This window comes from Noviherbaspirillum aerium (assembly GCF_008929045.1).
Classification (GTDB): Bacteria; Pseudomonadota; Gammaproteobacteria; order Burkholderiales; family Burkholderiaceae_D; genus Noviherbaspirillum; species Noviherbaspirillum aerium.
On sequence record NZ_VFAH01000001.1, the window covers coordinates 624,210 to 637,143 of the forward strand.

The window sequence follows — 12,934 nt, forward strand, 5'->3', positions numbered from 1 at the left end:
GATGGAACTCAAGCTCCTGAATGACCAGGGTCAGGCTGCATCGAATGTTGCAGCACCGGACACCATTTTCGGTCGTGACTATAACGAAGCACTGATTCACCAGATCGTAGTTGCTTACCAGGCCAACGCACGCAGCGGCAACCGCAAGCAAAAAGATCGTGAAGAAGTCAGCCACACAACCAAGAAGCCTTGGCGCCAAAAAGGTACGGGCCGCGCTCGTGCCGGTATGTCCTCCTCGCCGCTGTGGCGTGGTGGTGGTCGCATTTTCCCGAATACACCGGACGAAAACTTCTCCCACAAGGTCAACAAGAAGATGTATCGCGCAGGTGTCTGCTCGATCCTCTCCCAGTTGGCACGTGAAGACCGCTTGTCCGTGATCGAGAATTTGTCGGTCGATGCGCCCAAGACAAAGCTGCTCGCGCAGAAACTGAAAGGCATGGGCCTCGAGTCCGTGCTCGTCATTACTGACAATCTCGACGAAAACCTGCTGCTCGCTTCGCGCAACCTGCCGAACGTGCTGGTCGTCGAGCCGCGTCATGCCGATCCCGTTTCGCTGGTGTTCTACAAGAAAGTGCTGATCACCAAGCCGGCATTGGCAAAGATTGAGGAGATGCTGGCATGAACGCGACTGTGAAGCATAGCGAAGAGCGTTTGATGAAAGTGCTGCTCGCTCCGGTAATTTCGGAGAAGGCCACTTTCGTTGCGGAGAAAAACGAGCAAGTCGTTTTCCGCGTAATGCCTGATGCAACCAAGCTGGAAATCAAAGCCGCTGTGGAATTGCTGTTCAAGGTGCAGGTGGAATCTGTCCAGGTGCTGAACCGCCAGGGCAAGCAAAAGCGCGCAGGCCGTTTCACCGGTCGCCGCAACCACGTGCGCCAGGCATACGTTAGCCTGAAGCCAGGCCAGGAAATCAACTTCACCGAGGAGGCTAAATAATGGCACTCGTGAAAATGAAACCGACGTCGGCCGGTCGCCGCGGTATGGTCAAGGTCGTCAATCCCGACCTGTACAAAGGCCGTCCGTTCGCCGCCCTCGTCGAAAAGAAGTCCAAGACCGCAGGTCGTAACAATAACGGCCATATCACGACACGTCATATCGGCGGTGGTCATAAGCACCACTACCGCGTAATTGACTTCCGTCGCAACAAGGACGGCATCGCGGCAAAGGTTGAGCGTATCGAATACGACCCGAACCGCAGCGCGCATATCGCATTGCTGTGCTATGCAGACGGCGAGCGTCAGTACATCATCGCTCCGAAAGGTGTTGCAGTAGGCGACCAGCTGATGAACGGCGCAGAAGCTCCGATCAAATCCGGTAACTGCCTCCCGATCCGCAACATTCCGGTCGGCACTACGATGCATTGCGTCGAAATGCTGCCTGGCAAAGGCGCTCAGATGGCACGTACTGCAGGCGCAGGCGTAGTCCTGATGGCCCGCGAAGGTACGTATGCCCAGGTTCGCCTGCGTTCCGGTGAAGTTCGTCGAGTGCACATCGAGTGCCGTGCGACAGTCGGTGAAGTCGGCAACGGCGAGCACAACCTCCGCAAGATCGGTAAGGCCGGTGCCATGCGTTGGCGTGGTGTCCGCCCGACAGTGCGCGGTGTCGTGATGAACCCGATCGACCACCCGCACGGTGGTGGTGAAGGCCGTACTGCAGCAGGCCGCCACCCGGTATCGCCATGGGGCCAGCAGACCAAGGGCAAGAAGACGCGTCGCAACAAGCGCACGACTTCGATGATCGTCTCGCGCCGTGGCAAGAAATAAGGGGTAACACATGACACGTTCATTGAAAAAAGGGCCGTTCTGTGACGCCCACCTGATCAAGAAGGTCGAAACCGCGCAAGCGACGAAGGACAAGAAGCCAATCAAGACTTGGTCTCGTCGTTCGACAATCATGCCGGATTTCATTGGCCTGACGATCGCTGTCCACAACGGCAAGCAGCATGTGCCGGTCTATGTTTCTGAAAACATGGTCGGTCACAAGCTCGGCGAATTTGCGCTGACCCGTACGTTCAAGGGTCACGCCGCCGATAAAAAGGCTAAGAAATAAGGTGCGATGATGGAAACTAAAGCTATCCTCCGCGGTGCACGCCTGTCGGAACAGAAGGGCCGCCTCGTTGCGGACCTGATCCGTGGCAAAAAAGTCGACCAGGCGTTGAACATTCTGGCGTTCAGCCCGAAAAAGGGCGCTGTCCTCATCAAGCAGGTGCTCGAGTCCGCAATCGCGAACGCCGAACACAACGATGGTGCTGACATCGACGAGCTGAAGGTCAAGACGATCTACGTCGAAAAAGGTGCGGTCCTCAAGCGCTTCATCGCGCGTGCCAAAGGCCGTGGCGACCGCATCTCTAAGCAAACCTGTCACATCTACGTGACTGTCGGTAACTAAGGAGTCACGATGGGACAGAAAATCCACCCAACCGGCTTCCGTCTTTCGGTAACGCGTAACTGGGGTTCCCGTTGGTATGCAGGCAACAGCAACTTTGCCTCCATGCTGAACGAGGATCTCGACGTTCGTGCCTACCTGAAGAAGAAGCTGAAGAACGCATCCGTCGGCCGCATCGTCATCGAGCGTCCTGCGAAAAATGCACGCATCACCATTTTCAGCTCCCGTCCGGGCGTTGTCATTGGCAAGAAGGGCGAGGACATCGAAGTTCTGAAGTCCGACCTGACCAAGCTGATGGGTGTGCCGGTACACGTCAACATCGAAGAAATCCGCAAGCCGGAAGTCGACGCTCAACTGATCGCTGACTCGATCGCTCAGCAGCTCGAAAAGCGGATCATGTTCCGTCGCGCAATGAAGCGTGCGATGCAGAACGCGATGCGTCTCGGTGCGCAGGGCATCAAGATCATGTCCTCGGGCCGTCTGAACGGTATCGAGATTGCCCGTAAAGAGTGGTATCGCGAAGGCCGCGTGCCCCTGCATACACTGCGTGCAGACATCGATTATGGTTTCGGCGAGGCAGAGACTACCTACGGCATCATCGGTATCAAGGTTTGGGTTTACAAGGGCGACCGACTCGCCAGTGGCGAAGCCCCGACTATCGAGACACCGGCGGAAGACGACAAGAAGCGTCGTGGCCCGCGCCGTGACGATGGCAAGCCGGGCGGCCGTCCGCGTCCGCGCAAGCCTGAGGGATCCGAAGGAGCCCCTGGCTCCAAACCGGCAGGCAACCGCGTTCGTGCCCCTAAAAAGGCTGACGGTGCCGCACCGGCTGAGAAAGCAGGAGAATAATCATGCTGCAACCAGCACGCAGAAAATATCGTAAAGAGCAGAAAGGCCGCAACAAAGGCATTTCCCACGAGCGCGGCACAGCCGTCTCGTTTGGTGAATTCGGCCTGAAAGCGGTTGGTCGTGGCCGTATCACGGCACGTCAGATTGAAGCGGCGCGTCGTGCAATGACGCGTCACATCAAGCGTGGCGGCCGGATCTGGATCCGCATTTTCCCGGACAAGCCGATTTCCCAGAAGCCTGCTGAAGTGCGTATGGGTAACGGTAAGGGTAACCCGGAGTACTACGTGGCTGAGATCCAGCCGGGTAAAGTGCTGTACGAGATGGACGGTGTTGACGAAGCGCTGGCACGTGAGGCGTTCCGCCTTGCTGCAGCCAAGCTGCCGCTGTCGACCACCTTCGTGGTCCGTCAAGTCGGCCAATAACAGGAGTGAAATATGAAAGCATCTGAACTCCGCGGCAAGGATGAAGCAGCGCTCCAGAAAGAGCTCAACGAGTTGCTCAAGGCGCAATTCGGTCTGCGCATGCAGATCGCAACGCAGCAGCTGAACAACACCGCGCAACTCAAGAAGGTGCGTCGCGATATCGCACGCGTCAAGACCGTCATGAATCAGAAGGACGCCAAATAATGAACGATCAAGCAAAACAGTCGCTCAAGCGCACCCTGGTTGGCAAAGTTGTTTCCGACAAGATGGAAAAGACGGTGACGGTACTCGTTGAGCGTCGCGTCAAGCATCCGCTCTACGGCAAAATCGTCGTGCGTTCCAACAAGTATCATGCGCACGACGAAAACAATCAGGCGAAAGAAGGCGATACAGTCGAAATCCAAGAAGGTCGCCCGATTTCCAAGACGAAGGCCTGGTCTGTCACCCGTGTGGTGCAGGTCGCACAGATCGTCTAAATAAGTATTAAATAGTAGTTGCGAGCCCGGCGTTGTGGTGTCATAATGCCGGGCTTGGTTATCGCAAAGTGTCAACTGCGAAAGCCAGTAGCAGTGCCCTGCAGTTCGAAAAATTCGTGCAGCTGCCAAGCTGTGCTGCAGTAGTTTTTGTAACCGTCCACCTAATCGGCGCGGCTTAGCTAAGTCGGCTGACAGGACCAAGACTGACCGCGAAGCCGCGTAGGGCGGAAGAGCGGATTAAGTTGGGAAAGAAAATACTATGATTCAAACTGAAAGCCGGCTCGAAGTAGCCGACAACACGGGTGCGCGTGAAGTCCTGTGCATTAAGGTGCTGGGTGGTTCCAAGCGCCGTTATGCCAGCATCGGCGACATCATCAAAGTCACGGTCAAATCCGCTGCGCCGCGCGGCCGTGTGAAAAAGGGCGAAATTTATAACGCCGTGGTGGTTCGTACAGCCAAGGGTGTGCGTCGCCAGGATGGTTCTCTGGTGAAGTTCGATGGCAATGCTGCGGTGTTGCTGAATGCCAAGCTTGAGCCGATCGGCACACGCATCTTCGGGCCGGTTACGCGTGAACTGCGTACAGAGCGCTTCATGAAGATCGTGTCGCTCGCGCCTGAAGTTCTGTAAGGAGTCGTTATGAGCAAGATTCGTAAAAACGACGAAGTAGTTGTCCTGACCGGTAAGGACAAGGGCAAGCGCGGTGTGGTAACGCAGCGTGTTGATGCTGACTATGTCGTCGTCGAGGGTGTGAACGTCGCTAAGAAGGCGACCAAGCCGAACCCGATGACCGGTGCAACTGGTGGCATCGTCGACAAGCTGATGCCGATTCATGTCTCCAACGTCGCATTGTTCAATGCAGCGACTGGCAAGGCAGATCGTGTGGGCTACAAGGTTGTGGACGGCAAGAAAGTGCGCGTCTACAAGTCCAATGGCGAAGTCGTTAAGGTGTAAGACATCATGGCCCGTCTCCAAGAAATCTATAAAGAAAAAGTCATTGCCGATCTGACTAGCAAATTTGGCTACAAGTCGGTAATGGAAGTCCCGCGCCTGACAAAAATCACGCTTAACATGGGTTTGTCCGAAGCGGTCGCAGATAAGAAAGTGATTGAGCATGCTGTCGGCGATCTGACAAAGATTGCAGGTCAAAAGCCAGTCGTAACCAAGGCTCGCAAGGCTATCGCCGGTTTTAAAATCCGCGAAGGTTATCCGATCGGCTGCATGGTCACTCTGCGCGGTGCGCGCATGTACGAATTTCTGGATCGCCTGATCACTGTCGCGCTGCCGCGCGTTCGTGACTTCCGTGGTGTGTCCGGTCGTGCATTCGACGGTCGTGGCAATTACAACATCGGTGTAAAAGAGCAGATCATTTTCCCCGAGATTGAGTACGACAAGATCGACGCGCTGCGTGGTATGAACATCAGCATCACGACGACTGCGAAGACCGACGACGAAGCGAAAGCGCTCCTCGCCGCATTTAAATTCCCGTTCAGAAACTGAGGATGCCATGGCAAAACTGGCACTGATTAACCGTGAACAAAAGCGTGCAGACCTGGTTAAGAAATATGCAGGCAAGCGCGCCGAGTTGAAGGCAATCATCGACGACCAAACGAAATCGGAAGAAGAGCGTTACGAAGCTCGCCTGAAACTGCAGGCGCTGCCGCGAAATGCGAATCCGACCCGTCAGCGCAACCGTTGCGCAATGACTGGGCGCCCGCGTGGCACCTTCCGCAAATTCGGTTTGGCACGTACCAAGATCCGTGAGATCGCCATGCGCGGCGAAATTCCGGGTATTACTAAAGCTAGCTGGTAATAGGAGAACAAGCAATGAGTATGAGCGATCCTATCGCCGATATGCTGACCCGTATCCGGAACGCGCAAGGCGTCCAGAAAACTACGGTCGCAATGCCGTCGTCGAAAGTTAAAGTGGCGATTGCAAATGTCCTCAAGGACGAAGGCTACATCGAGGACTACGCAGTCTCCGAAGCGGAAGGCAAGTCTGAACTGAAGATCGGCCTGAAGTACTACGCCGGACGTCCGGTCATCGAACGTCTCGAGCGCGTCTCGCGTCCTGGCCTGCGTATCTACAAAGGCAAAGACGACATCCCGACCGTGATGAACGGCCTTGGTGTGGCAATCGTCTCCACGCCGAAGGGTGTGATGACAGACCGCAAAGCACGCGCAACCGGTGTCGGTGGCGAAGTGATTTGCTACGTGGCCTAAGGAGTGCAAGATGTCCCGTGTAGGTAAAATGCCCATTGCACTTCCTGCTGGAGTGGAAGTGACAATCGCCGCCGACAGAATCACTGTCAAAGGCACCCTGGGTACTCTCTCCATGCCATTGAATGGCCTGGTGAAAGTAGCCAACGAAAACAACACGCTTTTGTTTACGCCGGCTGATGAAAGCCGCGAAGCAAACGCGATGTCCGGCACACTGCGTGCCCTCGTGAACAATATGGTTCTCGGCGTGACGAAAGGTTTCGAAAAGAAGCTTTCCCTCGTTGGCGTTGGTTATCGTGCACAAGCACAAGGCGACAAGCTGAATCTGTCCCTTGGCTTCTCGCATCCGGTAGTGCACCAGATGCCTGCAGGCGTGAAGTGCGAAACGCCCTCGCAGACCGAGATCGTGATCAAGGGTGTCGACAAGCAGAAGGTTGGTCAGACTGCTGCTGAAGTGCGTGCGTACCGCAGCCCCGAGCCGTATAAAGGCAAGGGCGTCCGCTATGTGGACGAAGTGGTTACGCTCAAAGAAACCAAGAAGAAGTAAAGGGGTTGACGATGGACAAGAAACAATCACGTCTGCGCCGCGCTCGCCAAACTCGCGCGAAGATCGCGGAGTTGAAAGTAAATCGCCTGGCCGTGCATCGCACCAACCTGCATATTTACGCAAACATCATTGGACCGGACGCCAAGGTACTGGCCTCCGCTTCGACACTGGAAGCAGAAGTACGTCAGGAACTGGCAGGCAAAGCCGGCAAGGGCGGCAACGCCGCAGCTGCTGCGCTCGTTGGCAAGCGCGTCGCGGAAAAAGCGCTCAAGGCTGGCATCGCAGAAGTCGCGTTCGACCGCTCCGGTTTTCGCTATCACGGCCGTGTTAAAGCGGTTGCAGAAGCAGCCCGCGAAGCTGGTCTGAAGTTCTAAGGAAGAATCGTCATGGCAAAAATGCAAGCAAAGACGCCGCAGGGCGAAGAGCGCGACGACGGCATGCGCGAAAAGATGATTGCGGTGAACCGTGTGACCAAGGTGGTCAAGGGTGGCCGTATCATGGGTTTCGCTGCACTGGCAGTGGTCGGCGACGGCGATGGTCGCATCGGCATGGGTAAAGGCAAGTCGAAGGAAGTGCCGGTAGCCGTGCAGAAGGCAATGGAAGAGGCACGTCGCAAGATGATCAAGGTCACCTTGAAGAATGGCACGCTTCAACATACCGTCACAGGCAAGCACGGTGCATCCTCCGTGATGATTTCGCCCGCTAAAGACGGTACCGGCGTTATCGCTGGTGGTCCGATGCGCGCAATCTTCGAAGTCATGGGCGTGACCAATGTCGTGGCAAAGTCCAACGGATCGACGAACCCGTATAACATGGTTCGTGCAACGATCGATGGCTTGTCGAAGATGAACACTCCGTCCGAGATCGCCGCCAAGCGTGGCAAGTCGGTCGAAGAGATCCTTGGATAAGGTGAGTCGAATGGCGAACACAATCAAAGTGAAGCTGGTGAAGGGCCTGATCGGCACACGCCAGGACCATCGCGCGACCGTTCGCGGACTTGGCCTGCGTCGCGTCAATTCCGTATCGGAACTGCAGGACACACCGGCCATCCGCGGCATGATCAACAAAGTGTCGTATCTCGTGAAAGTTGTGTCGTAAGCCCAGTGCTTGCGAACGGAGCAAATCATGGAATTGAATAACATACAACCTGCGGACGGCGCAAAGCACGCTAAGCGTCGTGTCGGCCGCGGTATTGGTTCCGGCCTGGGCAAGACGGCAGGTCGTGGCCACAAGGGTCAAAAATCTCGTTCCGGCGGCTTCCATAAAGTCGGCTTCGAGGGTGGTCAGATGCCTCTGCAGCGCCGTTTGCCGAAACGTGGCTTCAAGTCGCTCGCCACTCCGTACAAGGCTGAAGTTCGCCTTGGCGATCTGGAGAACCTCCCGGTAGCAGAAATCGATCTGCTGGCAGTGAAGCAGGCTGGCCTGGTGTCCGAACTCGCTCGTGTCGTCCGCGTTATCAAAGCGGGTGAACTGACGAAGAAAGTTACGATCAAGGGCTTGATCGCAACGAAGGGCGCTAAAGCCGCAATCGAAGCCGCAGGTGGTTCGGTTGCGTAAGCAACCGATTTGTCCGGAGCAATAATTGGCGACGACACCCCAACTCGCTAAGAGCGCTGCAAGTGGATTTCCATGGGGTCGCCTATGGTTTCTGCTCGCGGCACTGGTAGTCTATCGTATCGGAGCACATATTCCCGTACCGGGAATCGATCCGACGCAGCTGGCTGAACTGTTCAAGCAGAACCAGGGCGGTATTCTGGGAATGTTCAACATGTTTTCCGGCGGTGCCCTGTCCCGCTTTACCATCTTTGCACTGGGAATCATGCCGTATATCTCGGCATCGATCATCATGCAGCTGATGTCCATCGTGTCGCCTCAGCTCGAGGCGCTGAAGAAGGAGGGCGAGGCAGGACGGCGGAAGATTACCCAATATACCCGTTACGGTACGCTAGTGCTTGCAGCGTTCCAGGCATTCGGCATAGCCGTCGCACTGGAGTCGCAGGCAGGTTTGGTGATCGAACCGGGCCTGGCTTTCCGTCTGACGACAGCCGTGACTCTGGTGACAGGTACTATGTTTCTCATGTGGCTTGGTGAACAGATCACCGAGCGAGGCTTGGGCAACGGTATTTCGATCATCATCTTTGCGGGTATCGCAGCTGGACTGCCTAGTGCAGTCGGCGGATTGTTTGAGTTGGTACGTACCGGTTCAATGAGCGCATTGTCAGCAATTCTGATCTGCATCATTGTGGCGGCAGTGACTTACCTGGTTGTGTTCATTGAACGCGGCCAGCGCAAGATCCTTGTGAACTATGCGAAGCGGCAAGTTGGAAACAAGATCTACGGCGGGCAGAGCAGTCATCTTCCGCTGAAGCTGAATATGGCGGGTGTCATCCCTCCGATCTTCGCTTCTTCGATCATTCTGTTTCCGGCTACGATCACTAGCTGGTTCACCTCTGGCGAAACGAACAACGCGTTTGTTCGCTTCCTGAAGGACTTGGCTGCGTCACTGGCACCGGGCGAACCGATTCATGCGTTGCTCTATGCGGTTGCCATTGTGTTCTTCTGCTTCTTCTATACCGCACTGGTATTCAATAGCAAGGAGACAGCGGATAACCTGAAGAAAAGTGGCGCATTCGTTCCTGGTATTCGTCCTGGTGAACAGACGGCCCGGTATATCGACAAGATTCTGATGCGTCTTACTCTTGTTGGCGCGGTGTACATCACACTGGTCTGCTTGCTTCCGGAGTTTCTGATCGCACGGTGGAAAGTACCATTTTATTTTGGTGGGACTTCACTACTGATCATCGTAGTCGTGACGATGGACTTCATGGCACAGGTTCAGAATTATGTGATGTCGCAGCAATATGAATCGCTTCTTCGCAAGGCGAATTTCAAGGGCGGCATCCCGACACGATAGTGACGCGATAGACGACTCAGCAAACGAGCTAAGCGAATGGCAAAAGACGACGTCATCCAGATGCAGGGGGAAGTTCTTGAAAATCTTCCCAATGCAACTTTTAGAGTCAAGTTGGAAAACGGGCACGTGGTTCTCGGACATATCTCCGGAAAGATGCGTATGAATTACATCCGCATTCTTCCTGGCGATAAGGTCACCGTCGAATTGACACCCTACGATTTGAGCCGGGCACGAATCGTGTTCCGTACCAAGTAAAGTAACTAGAACTGTAAGAAAGAGGGCAAAAATGAAAGTGCTCGCATCAGTAAAGCGGATCTGCCGCAACTGCAAGATCATCAAGCGCAAAGGCGTAGTTCGTGTCATCTGCACAGAACCGCGTCATAAACAGCGCCAAGGTTAATTAACGTTATTGATCGAGGAATAACGAATGGCACGTATTGCAGGGGTCAACATCCCCAACCATCAACACACCGTTATCGGCTTGACAGCGATTTTTGGTATTGGCCGTTCCCGCGCCGAAGATATCTGCGCTAAAACGGGTGTTCTGACCACAAAGAAGGTCAAGGATCTGGACGATAACGAGCTGGAAAAGCTGCGCGACGAAATCGGCAAGTTTGTCGTTGAGGGTGACCTGCGTCGTGAAGTTTCGATGAGCATCAAGCGCCTGATGGACTTGGGTTGCTACCGTGGTCTGCGTCATCGTAAGGGCTTGCCGGCGCGTGGTCAGCGTACTCGCACCAATGCGCGTACACGCAAAGGCCCGCGTAAAGCAGCTCAGTCGTTGAAGAAATAATTCAGCGCCGTTTGACTGGAAGTCGGATTCAAGGAAATCACCATGGCAAAAGCCCCGAATAACGCCGCAGCAGCCCGCGTGCGGAAGAAAGTTAAAAAGAACGTTGCAGAAGGAATTGCGCACATCCACGCATCCTTCAACAACACCATCATCACCATCACCGATCGCCAAGGCAATGCGTTGTCCTGGGCGACATCTGGCGGCGCTGGCTTCAAGGGTTCTCGCAAATCCACACCGTTTGCAGCTCAGGTTGCAGCCGAAGCAGCAGGCAAGGTCGCGGTCGAGTGCGGCGTCAAGAACCTTGAAGTTCGCATCAAGGGCCCGGGCCCTGGCCGTGAGTCCGCGGTTCGCGCACTGAATAACCTGGGCATCAAGATCACCCAGATTCAGGACGTTACACCGGTTCCGCATAACGGTTGCCGTCCGCCGAAGCGTCGTCGTATCTAAGATCGGATAGACGCGGTACAATAGCAGGTTGCAGTACTCGGTATCAGCCCGCCAGAATCTTTGGCGGGTTTTCTTCTTAAGACCACCGTCTGGCATCCGCTGCGGCGTGACCAGACTAGCGCCTGCCGGCTTGTTTTATCCGGCTGGGGCGTCATTAACACAAGGACATCAACGTGGCACGTTATATCGGACCCAAGGCAAAACTTTCCCGCCGTGAAGGCACTGACCTTTTTCTGAAGAGCTCGCGCCGCTCTTTGGACTCCAAATGCAAACTGGATTCCAAGCCGGGCCAGCATGGCCGTACGTCGGGCGCACGCACATCGGATTACGGCAACCAGCTGCGTGAAAAGCAGAAGGTCAAGCGTATGTACGGTATTCTTGAGCGCCAGTTCCGCCGCTATTTTGCCGAGGCAGACCGCCGCAAGGGCAACACCGGCGAGAACCTGCTGAAGCTGCTCGAATCCCGTCTCGACAACGTCGCATACCGCATGGGTTTCGGCTCCACACGTGCCGAAGCACGTCAGCTGGTGAGCCACAAGGCCTTTACGGTCAACGGCATTGTGGTCAACATCGCGTCGTATCAAGTCAAGGCTGGCGATGTTGTCGCCGTTCGCGAAAAGGCGAAGAAACAGGCTCGCATCATCGAGGCGCTTTCCCTGGCTGAACAGGGCGGCCTGCCGTCATGGGTTACGGTCGACGCGAAGAAGATGGAAGGCACGTTCAAATCCATGCCGGATCGTAGCGAAATCGCCAACGACGTCAACGAATCCCTGATCGTTGAATTGTATTCCCGCTAATCTTGTTCTTCCCCGCCCGCCTCGCTGAGAAGCGAGGCGGGTTTCTTTGTAATGCCATCAGCCTTATCGGTGTAACGAGCCGAGGGTATTGAAAAGGACATTTCATGCAAAACAGTCTGTTGAAGCCCCGCATTATTGAAGTTGAGGCACTCGGTGCCGGTCACGCAAAAGTCGTCATGGAGCCGTTTGAACGCGGTTATGGCCATACGCTCGGTAACGCGCTCCGTCGCGTTCTGCTGTCGTCGATGGTTGGCTATGCGCCGACCGAAGTGACTATCGCCGGCGTCGTGCATGAGTATTCGTCGCTTGACGGCGTGCAGGAAGACGTGGTCGACATGCTGCTCAACTTGAAGGGCGTGGTATTCAAGCTGCACAACCGTGATGAAGTCACCCTGACATTGAAGAAGGATGGCGAAGGGGCTGTCTATGCGTCCGATATCGATCTGCCGCATGATGTTGAGCTGATCAATCCGGAACATGTGATTGCCCATCTGACAGCCGGCGGCAAGCTGGACATGCAGATCAAGGTTGAAAAAGGCCGCGGATATGTGCCTGGCAATGTGCGTCGCTTATCCGAAGATGCGAACAAGACCATCGGCCGCATCATTCTCGATGCGTCTTTCTCCCCGGTTCGTCGCGTTTCCTACGCGGTCGAATCCGCTCGTGTGGAACAGCGTACCGACCTCGACAAGCTGGTCATCAATATCGAGACCAACGGCGTCATTTCTCCCGAAGAAGCGATCCGCCAATCGGCTCGTGTGCTCGTCGACCAGCTCAACGTGTTTGCCGCACTTGAAGGCACTGAAGCGGCTGCAGAAGCACCGTCTCGCGCACCGTCGGTCGATCCGATCCTCCTGCGTCCGGTCGACGATCTGGAACTGACAGTACGTTCTGCGAACTGCCTGAAGGCCGAGAATATCTACTACATCGGCGATCTGATTCAGCGTAGCGAGAACGAACTGCTCAAGACACCCAACCTTGGTCGTAAATCGCTCAACGAGATCAAGGAAGTTCTCGCATCGCGCGGTCTGACGCTCGGCATGAAGCTGGAAAACTGGCCGCCGGCAGGTCTGGAAAAGTAATTTC

General features: G+C 55.4%; 26 protein-coding genes. All 26 read left to right on the forward strand.

Annotated features, from left to right (window positions below):
• Position 1 precedes the first annotated feature (1 nt).
• The gene (gene rplD, locus FH061_RS02805; RefSeq protein WP_151632685.1) at positions 2-622 is read left to right on the forward strand and encodes a 50S ribosomal protein L4; all 621 of its coding nucleotides are present in this window, start codon (positions 2-4) and stop codon (positions 620-622) included.
• Positions 619-936: a 50S ribosomal protein L23 gene (gene rplW / locus FH061_RS02810; RefSeq protein WP_151632687.1), complete on the forward strand. Its 318-nt coding sequence runs from the start codon at positions 619-621 to the stop codon at positions 934-936. The genes rplD and rplW overlap by 4 nt, the downstream gene beginning before the upstream one ends.
• Positions 936-1,763, forward strand: coding sequence for a 50S ribosomal protein L2 (gene rplB, locus FH061_RS02815; protein WP_151632689.1), 828 nt, complete (start codon positions 936-938; stop codon positions 1,761-1,763). Before rplW ends, rplB begins: the two co-directional genes overlap by 1 nt.
• Before the next feature lie 10 nt (positions 1,764-1,773).
• Entirely contained in the window at positions 1,774-2,049 is a 276-nt protein-coding gene (gene rpsS / locus FH061_RS02820) for a 30S ribosomal protein S19 (RefSeq protein WP_151632691.1), read from the forward strand.
• 6 nt (positions 2,050-2,055) lie between these two features.
• The gene (rplV, locus tag FH061_RS02825; protein ID WP_192804877.1) at positions 2,056-2,388 is read left to right on the forward strand and encodes a 50S ribosomal protein L22; all 333 of its coding nucleotides are present in this window, start codon (positions 2,056-2,058) and stop codon (positions 2,386-2,388) included.
• 9 nt (positions 2,389-2,397) lie between these two features.
• Positions 2,398-3,234, forward strand: a complete 837-nt coding sequence (rpsC, locus tag FH061_RS02830; RefSeq protein ID WP_151632693.1) for a 30S ribosomal protein S3 — start codon at positions 2,398-2,400, stop codon at positions 3,232-3,234.
• Positions 3,235-3,236: 2 nt separating this feature from the next.
• Positions 3,237-3,656: a 50S ribosomal protein L16 gene (gene rplP / locus FH061_RS02835; RefSeq protein ID WP_119740683.1), complete on the forward strand. Its 420-nt coding sequence runs from the start codon at positions 3,237-3,239 to the stop codon at positions 3,654-3,656.
• A 12-nt stretch (positions 3,657-3,668) separates the two neighbouring features.
• Positions 3,669-3,860: a 50S ribosomal protein L29 gene (gene rpmC, locus FH061_RS02840; RefSeq protein ID WP_057289730.1), complete on the forward strand. Its 192-nt coding sequence runs from the start codon at positions 3,669-3,671 to the stop codon at positions 3,858-3,860.
• On the forward strand, positions 3,860-4,132 hold the full coding sequence (rpsQ, locus tag FH061_RS02845) for a 30S ribosomal protein S17 (protein ID WP_151632695.1): 273 nt from the start codon (positions 3,860-3,862) through the stop codon (positions 4,130-4,132). The genes rpmC and rpsQ overlap by 1 nt, the downstream gene beginning before the upstream one ends.
• A 259-nt stretch (positions 4,133-4,391) precedes the next feature.
• Positions 4,392-4,760 (forward strand): 50S ribosomal protein L14, encoded by a 369-nt coding sequence (rplN, locus tag FH061_RS02850; protein ID WP_151632697.1) that lies wholly within the window; start codon positions 4,392-4,394, stop codon positions 4,758-4,760.
• Between the two features lie 9 nt (positions 4,761-4,769).
• The gene (rplX, locus tag FH061_RS02855) at positions 4,770-5,084 is read left to right on the forward strand and encodes a 50S ribosomal protein L24 (RefSeq protein ID WP_151632699.1); all 315 of its coding nucleotides are present in this window, start codon (positions 4,770-4,772) and stop codon (positions 5,082-5,084) included.
• Between the two features lie 6 nt (positions 5,085-5,090).
• Entirely contained in the window at positions 5,091-5,630 is a 540-nt protein-coding gene (rplE, locus tag FH061_RS02860; RefSeq protein ID WP_151632701.1) for a 50S ribosomal protein L5, read from the forward strand.
• A 7-nt stretch (positions 5,631-5,637) separates the two neighbouring features.
• Positions 5,638-5,943, forward strand: a complete 306-nt coding sequence (rpsN, locus tag FH061_RS02865; RefSeq protein WP_151632703.1) for a 30S ribosomal protein S14 — start codon at positions 5,638-5,640, stop codon at positions 5,941-5,943.
• A 14-nt stretch (positions 5,944-5,957) separates the two neighbouring features.
• A complete protein-coding gene (gene rpsH, locus FH061_RS02870) occupies positions 5,958-6,353 on the forward strand; it encodes a 30S ribosomal protein S8 (RefSeq protein WP_151632705.1) in 396 nt (131 codons plus the stop codon).
• Positions 6,354-6,363: 10 nt separating this feature from the next.
• A complete protein-coding gene (rplF, locus tag FH061_RS02875) occupies positions 6,364-6,897 on the forward strand; it encodes a 50S ribosomal protein L6 (protein ID WP_151632707.1) in 534 nt (177 codons plus the stop codon).
• Between the two features lie 11 nt (positions 6,898-6,908).
• On the forward strand, positions 6,909-7,271 hold the full coding sequence (gene rplR, locus FH061_RS02880; protein ID WP_151632709.1) for a 50S ribosomal protein L18: 363 nt from the start codon (positions 6,909-6,911) through the stop codon (positions 7,269-7,271).
• A gap of 12 nt (positions 7,272-7,283) precedes the next feature.
• The gene (rpsE, locus tag FH061_RS02885) at positions 7,284-7,805 is read left to right on the forward strand and encodes a 30S ribosomal protein S5 (RefSeq protein WP_057289739.1); all 522 of its coding nucleotides are present in this window, start codon (positions 7,284-7,286) and stop codon (positions 7,803-7,805) included.
• A 10-nt stretch (positions 7,806-7,815) separates the two neighbouring features.
• Positions 7,816-7,995 carry a 50S ribosomal protein L30 gene (gene rpmD / locus FH061_RS02890; RefSeq protein WP_225984454.1) on the forward strand — a complete coding sequence of 60 codons (180 nt, stop codon included), beginning with the start codon at positions 7,816-7,818 and terminating at the stop codon, positions 7,993-7,995.
• Between the two features lie 27 nt (positions 7,996-8,022).
• The gene (gene rplO / locus FH061_RS02895) at positions 8,023-8,454 is read left to right on the forward strand and encodes a 50S ribosomal protein L15 (protein WP_151632713.1); all 432 of its coding nucleotides are present in this window, start codon (positions 8,023-8,025) and stop codon (positions 8,452-8,454) included.
• A 25-nt stretch (positions 8,455-8,479) separates the two neighbouring features.
• A complete protein-coding gene (gene secY, locus FH061_RS02900; RefSeq protein WP_151632715.1) occupies positions 8,480-9,811 on the forward strand; it encodes a preprotein translocase subunit SecY in 1,332 nt (443 codons plus the stop codon).
• Between the two features lie 36 nt (positions 9,812-9,847).
• Positions 9,848-10,066, forward strand: a complete 219-nt coding sequence (gene infA, locus FH061_RS02905; protein WP_010812378.1) for a translation initiation factor IF-1 — start codon at positions 9,848-9,850, stop codon at positions 10,064-10,066.
• A gap of 31 nt (positions 10,067-10,097) precedes the next feature.
• Positions 10,098-10,211 (forward strand): 50S ribosomal protein L36, encoded by a 114-nt coding sequence (gene rpmJ / locus FH061_RS02910; protein ID WP_014004415.1) that lies wholly within the window; start codon positions 10,098-10,100, stop codon positions 10,209-10,211.
• Positions 10,212-10,238: 27 nt separating this feature from the next.
• Positions 10,239-10,604 carry a 30S ribosomal protein S13 gene (gene rpsM / locus FH061_RS02915; protein WP_151632717.1) on the forward strand — a complete coding sequence of 122 codons (366 nt, stop codon included), beginning with the start codon at positions 10,239-10,241 and terminating at the stop codon, positions 10,602-10,604.
• Positions 10,605-10,646: 42 nt separating this feature from the next.
• Entirely contained in the window at positions 10,647-11,051 is a 405-nt protein-coding gene (gene rpsK / locus FH061_RS02920) for a 30S ribosomal protein S11 (RefSeq protein WP_151632719.1), read from the forward strand.
• 173 nt (positions 11,052-11,224) lie between these two features.
• Positions 11,225-11,848 (forward strand): 30S ribosomal protein S4, encoded by a 624-nt coding sequence (rpsD, locus tag FH061_RS02925; RefSeq protein WP_151632721.1) that lies wholly within the window; start codon positions 11,225-11,227, stop codon positions 11,846-11,848.
• Between the two features lie 104 nt (positions 11,849-11,952).
• The gene (locus FH061_RS02930; protein WP_151632723.1) at positions 11,953-12,930 is read left to right on the forward strand and encodes a DNA-directed RNA polymerase subunit alpha; all 978 of its coding nucleotides are present in this window, start codon (positions 11,953-11,955) and stop codon (positions 12,928-12,930) included.
• Positions 12,931-12,934: the final 4 nt, after the last annotated feature.

Coding starts and splice junctions, on each gene's coding strand:
- rplD (WP_151632685.1), top strand. CDS start 2: ATGGAACTCAAGCTCCTGAATGACCAGGGTCAGGCTGCATCGAATGTT.
- rplW (WP_151632687.1), top strand. CDS start 619: ATGAACGCGACTGTGAAGCATAGCGAAGAGCGTTTGATGAAAGTGCTG.
- rplB (WP_151632689.1), top strand. CDS start 936: ATGGCACTCGTGAAAATGAAACCGACGTCGGCCGGTCGCCGCGGTATG.
- rpsS (WP_151632691.1), top strand. CDS start 1,774: ATGACACGTTCATTGAAAAAAGGGCCGTTCTGTGACGCCCACCTGATC.
- rplV (WP_192804877.1), top strand. CDS start 2,056: ATGATGGAAACTAAAGCTATCCTCCGCGGTGCACGCCTGTCGGAACAG.
- rpsC (WP_151632693.1), top strand. CDS start 2,398: ATGGGACAGAAAATCCACCCAACCGGCTTCCGTCTTTCGGTAACGCGT.
- rplP (WP_119740683.1), top strand. CDS start 3,237: ATGCTGCAACCAGCACGCAGAAAATATCGTAAAGAGCAGAAAGGCCGC.
- rpmC (WP_057289730.1), top strand. CDS start 3,669: ATGAAAGCATCTGAACTCCGCGGCAAGGATGAAGCAGCGCTCCAGAAA.
- rpsQ (WP_151632695.1), top strand. CDS start 3,860: ATGAACGATCAAGCAAAACAGTCGCTCAAGCGCACCCTGGTTGGCAAA.
- rplN (WP_151632697.1), top strand. CDS start 4,392: ATGATTCAAACTGAAAGCCGGCTCGAAGTAGCCGACAACACGGGTGCG.
- rplX (WP_151632699.1), top strand. CDS start 4,770: ATGAGCAAGATTCGTAAAAACGACGAAGTAGTTGTCCTGACCGGTAAG.
- rplE (WP_151632701.1), top strand. CDS start 5,091: ATGGCCCGTCTCCAAGAAATCTATAAAGAAAAAGTCATTGCCGATCTG.
- rpsN (WP_151632703.1), top strand. CDS start 5,638: ATGGCAAAACTGGCACTGATTAACCGTGAACAAAAGCGTGCAGACCTG.
- rpsH (WP_151632705.1), top strand. CDS start 5,958: ATGAGTATGAGCGATCCTATCGCCGATATGCTGACCCGTATCCGGAAC.
- rplF (WP_151632707.1), top strand. CDS start 6,364: ATGTCCCGTGTAGGTAAAATGCCCATTGCACTTCCTGCTGGAGTGGAA.
- rplR (WP_151632709.1), top strand. CDS start 6,909: ATGGACAAGAAACAATCACGTCTGCGCCGCGCTCGCCAAACTCGCGCG.
- rpsE (WP_057289739.1), top strand. CDS start 7,284: ATGGCAAAAATGCAAGCAAAGACGCCGCAGGGCGAAGAGCGCGACGAC.
- rpmD (WP_225984454.1), top strand. CDS start 7,816: ATGGCGAACACAATCAAAGTGAAGCTGGTGAAGGGCCTGATCGGCACA.
- rplO (WP_151632713.1), top strand. CDS start 8,023: ATGGAATTGAATAACATACAACCTGCGGACGGCGCAAAGCACGCTAAG.
- infA (WP_010812378.1), top strand. CDS start 9,848: ATGGCAAAAGACGACGTCATCCAGATGCAGGGGGAAGTTCTTGAAAAT.
- rpmJ (WP_014004415.1), top strand. CDS start 10,098: ATGAAAGTGCTCGCATCAGTAAAGCGGATCTGCCGCAACTGCAAGATC.
- rpsM (WP_151632717.1), top strand. CDS start 10,239: ATGGCACGTATTGCAGGGGTCAACATCCCCAACCATCAACACACCGTT.
- rpsK (WP_151632719.1), top strand. CDS start 10,647: ATGGCAAAAGCCCCGAATAACGCCGCAGCAGCCCGCGTGCGGAAGAAA.
- FH061_RS02930 (WP_151632723.1), top strand. CDS start 11,953: ATGCAAAACAGTCTGTTGAAGCCCCGCATTATTGAAGTTGAGGCACTC.